The organism is Dechloromonas denitrificans, from assembly GCF_001551835.1.
Taxonomy (GTDB): Bacteria; Pseudomonadota; Gammaproteobacteria; order Burkholderiales; family Rhodocyclaceae; genus Azonexus; species Azonexus denitrificans.
Genome location: NZ_LODL01000019.1, coordinates 1 through 3904 on the forward strand (window position 1 = coordinate 1; position 3904 = coordinate 3904).

At 59.3% G+C, this 3904-nt stretch carries 3 protein-coding genes and 1 pseudogene; all 4 read right to left on the reverse strand.

The features are described 5' to 3' along the window. Nucleotides 1-577: pseudogene (locus AT959_RS07800) on the reverse strand (type VI secretion system tip protein VgrG); the annotation flags it as partial. Next, nucleotides 574-2817 carry a phospholipase effector Tle1 domain-containing protein gene (locus tag AT959_RS07805; protein ID WP_083518285.1) on the reverse strand — a complete coding sequence of 748 codons (2244 nt, stop codon included), beginning with the start codon at nucleotides 2815-2817 and terminating at the stop codon, nucleotides 574-576. The pseudogene AT959_RS07800 and the gene AT959_RS07805, both read right to left, overlap by 4 nt. Before the next feature lie 6 nt (nucleotides 2818-2823). Beyond that, nucleotides 2824-3273, reverse strand: coding sequence for a DUF3304 domain-containing protein (locus AT959_RS07810; RefSeq protein ID WP_066882374.1), 450 nt, complete (start codon nucleotides 3271-3273; stop codon nucleotides 2824-2826). Then, the coding region (locus AT959_RS07815; protein ID WP_157651274.1) for a DUF4123 domain-containing protein at nucleotides 3270-3904 on the reverse strand (635 nt) is incomplete at its 5' end. The genes AT959_RS07810 and AT959_RS07815, both read right to left, overlap by 4 nt.

A 3904-nucleotide genomic window follows, 5' to 3' on the forward strand; every position in this document is an offset into this window, starting at 1 on the left:
CTGCCTGCTGCCAGTGAAAGCGGATCTTGATCCGGCCCAGCGCATCGCACCACAGTTCATCGGCGCCGTTGGCGGCGGTTTCGCCGTCGGGGCCGACGACGATGGCGCTCATCGGGCCGGGGGCGGTCGGCCGCGGGTTGAGGCGGGCGCCGCTGTCATCGAGTAGCTGCGGGCGCCAGGGCAGGGTGGCATGGATGGCCGTGAAGGCATTGCCATAGCCCCGTTCGCACGCCAGTTTCAGCAACTCGGGCGGCAGGATGTTCGGAGCCGACACCGGTTCGATGACGTCGCCACTGCTTAGCGCCGCGCCGTCGTCAATCCGCTGCATTTGTGTCAGGCGCTCGGCAACGGCGGCCATCGTTGCGCCGGACAGATTGTTGATCCCGACATGGGTGATTTCGGTGATGGCATAGCGATGTTCGGCATCCGGCTGGGCCGGATTGAGCGGCAGGCCGGTCAGATCGAGCCGGGTGCCGGCCGTCAGGCTGCGTACCGTGCCGCGTCCGAGCCAGGCGCGGCGCGGGGTTTCTGGGCGAAGCGGTGACGTAAACCGAGTCCAGCGCCCAACCGTAATCAAGCGGTAGCCACTTCCTTATCGGTTGCTGTTTTCATCAACTCTTGCGGGACATCCTTGCGTAAGTTGTCGCTCCAGACAAATTCACGTGGTGCATGCTCATCAGCCTCTTCCGCTTTGGCCGCTGAAACCTTCTTCTGACCTGGGGTTAAGCCGTTGCTCGGTGCTCTCTGCAAGTCTTTCTCGTGCCTACTCTTGCGCAGGAAAAATCCTTCGTGGGGATAATAGCCACGGCGAATGACGTATCCCCCACCTTCACGGCGTGTTGAGGTTTGGGTCAGGATGGCCGGGCTGCGCATATCGGCAGCATCGTCATCTGTCATGGTTGGATAGGGCGTGCCACCTTCGGCGCTCTTTACTAGCCCTTCCTCTTCTGCGCTTAATGGCTCGCCGGTCTCCTGCTTGCGCTTGGCTGCTTCGGTCTTGAGCGTCACCTCGGCGACTTTCCTTTCAAACTTGCTGCGGTCTTCTGGTTTCTTCTTCATCACTTCCTTGACCTTGGCACGCTTGTCGTATTCCGTCACCTCGCCCGCCATGTAGAAACCGGCGAACGAATCGTGCACGTAGTCGTCAAAAAACGCTGCAACGGCGGAAGGCAGTGGCTCGGGCTTGTCGAAGATGGTCAGCGCAAAATTCTCCCAGTCATCCAGTGCGGCGTGGTTGTTGGCGCGAACAAAATGCCATTGGTTTATCCGTTTTGCATCGTTTCCGCTAAAAGCCGCGCCTTCCCTGTCATCCCCGAATGCGGGGTGCGGATTATTTCTTCGGTAACGTATTGCCTCCAGATCGCCAGCCAGCATGGTATTGGCTTCACGCATATCCTGCTGGCTCTGGGTGCTGGCAGCCATGAAGCTGGCCGTATTCTCCAGCGTATTCAGCCGCATCGCCCGCCAGCGGTAATAGAGTTCCATGTGCTTCTTGAGCAGATTCCCCTGCCCATCCAGCGCCGCCGTGTAGGCCTCCCAGGCTTGGGCGAGTTCGGGATCGATTTTGAAGTCAACTTGATCGCGAGTTTCCAATTCGCTGAAGGGCAGGAGCGGCACCCCTGCATCGAGCGCCGCCTTGTACATAAAGGCCAGCGGAATCTGCGACAACAGCTTGCCCTGTCCACCCTGGCTGCGTCCCTGCTCGCCAGGGCCATAGCCGCCACCGACATTGGAGTGTACGCCGGGGATATAAACCTCACGCATCGCACCTTCGATCCGGGTGACAGGGAAATTCATCCGCAACTCGTGCGCCGCAACCAAGTGCAGGCCGTTGGCCACACAGCCCGGCAAAGGTTCGTCGACATCGTTGGCCCATGACCAGTGGCCATCGAACAACGCCCCGGGTAGCGGCAACGTGAGCGCCACCGAAGCCGAGCCGCCAACCGAGGCCACGACGTCGAACAGCCCGAGAAAGCGGATGTCCGCCGGAATCCCGGCCAGTTTGCGGCCCTTCAACAGGCGGTCGAAAAGATGGCAGAAAGCTACCGACTCCGCCGCCCCGCGCGAAAAGCCGAAGACGGACACGCTCAGCGACTGGATCGCCGGCTTGGGTTTTGCCGCCAGAGCGGCTTTGAGCATTGCCAGATGTGGTGCGAACCAGTCTTCGTGCGTAACGACCTTTTGCTGTTCACTCCCCTGTTCGGTTTGACCAACCTCGTTGCAGTAGGCTTGGGCGAGTTGGCCGATCTTTTTGGTCGAATAAAGTGGCTGGCCAGCATAGACCGTAGTATGAATCGCGTTCATCACCTGAAAGATGCCCCAGACGATGCGCGGCATGCCGCCCTTGGCAAAGGCTTTCCCCTCCTGGCTCTCGGTCGGCTCGCCTATTTCCTCAAAGGGGGTGCCGACACCCTGGATGTAGTAGCGGTAATAACCCTGCGCTGTTTTGGTTTCCGGAAAAGCCTCAAAAAGACGCGCCACATTGCTGTGGCTGCACAGTTCGGGTGTCATCGTGCAATCAGGGAGCGGCTCCGGTTTGGGCTCCTCATCGGGCAGGCCGGCCGCTTTGGCCTTGCGACGGGCCGCCTGTTTTTCATCCTTGGTCAGCGGCACCGGCACCCGCTTGCCCTTCCGGTCACGCTCCATGTGGTTGTTGGTGCCATCAAAGAACAGCCCAGCCTGTACCGGAATCCGGCACGGCAGATCGGTTGCATCGCTGCACAGAGTGAACAGGTCGGCCGGCGAAGCCGTGTGACGCAGAAAGTCGGGCACCGGAAACGGGGCTTTGGCAGGCGGGGCTTCGATGGATGTCGACATGGCGAATTACTTGGCGTTGGCAGGTTTGACGGGGAGGGGAATCGGGTGAGTTGGATGCCTGGGGCCGACGTTGGTCACGACCACCCGAATTACGTCGTCGGGAAAGAAATGGAGGTAGATGTCACCTGGTTCATCGTATTTCTCCACCTCGACTGTTTTTTCCTTGATGACATCTTTTTCTCCGATCGGCATATTCCAACGTACCTGGACCTTCATGCCGGGATACCAGACCTCTGGGATGGAGGCACAGCAGACACTTGCGATCCCTGCACTCCATTTCCTCATATTCCCTCCCCCCGCCCCATCGACGCTGGCTGAGTAGATGTATTTCCCGGTGTGATTGACCACCCCGACCTGAGCGGGGGCTCTTTTGGGGAGGGGAGGTAAGTCGTCGAATTCCAGCCCGGCACAAGCAGAGAGATTGAGTGCAGCGAGCAGTGCGAGTAGCCATTTCATGATGTTTTTCCTTGAATGTAGGGCACCCAGAAGTCAGGGAGCAACTGGCTGACTTGTTCCTGATAGTCGCCCCCCTTGGCGATTTTTTTGAGCAGCGATTGCATCGCTGGTGGATCGACAAAATCCGAGGTATAGATCAGGCCCAGCATCGAAAAATGCAGGCGTTGTGGGGCGCCGGAAAGATGGAAATGGGTGGCGATTTCAAGTTGCCTCACGACGCGAGCATGGATATCGGCAGGGCTGCCTTCAACCAGCAAGTCCGGTCGCCGGTCGTAGATTTGACCAATCACCGCGTCCGCCTCAGCCTCGCCCAGCAGATTGCCAAAGCACGGCTCGTCCAACGGCCAACAGTCAAAGCCGGGTGGTTCCGTTATCGGATCGCCAGTACCCTGCCATTGAACGAGTTCACCCTGCCGATTACCAGTGAGCCAGGCGTGAATCGGGGATAAAAAATGTTTGCGAACCGCAGGCGCCATGATCGCCATCAAACTAGCCTGCACACGCGTATCTGCCCAGCGCACGGGCCATTCCAGCGAATCCTCGGTTCGTGCGAACAGGTAGGGTTTGAAGTGTGCACTCAATGCGTCGGCGGAAAGCGCGCTCGCGATGATGCTCAACATTGGCTTGCCGG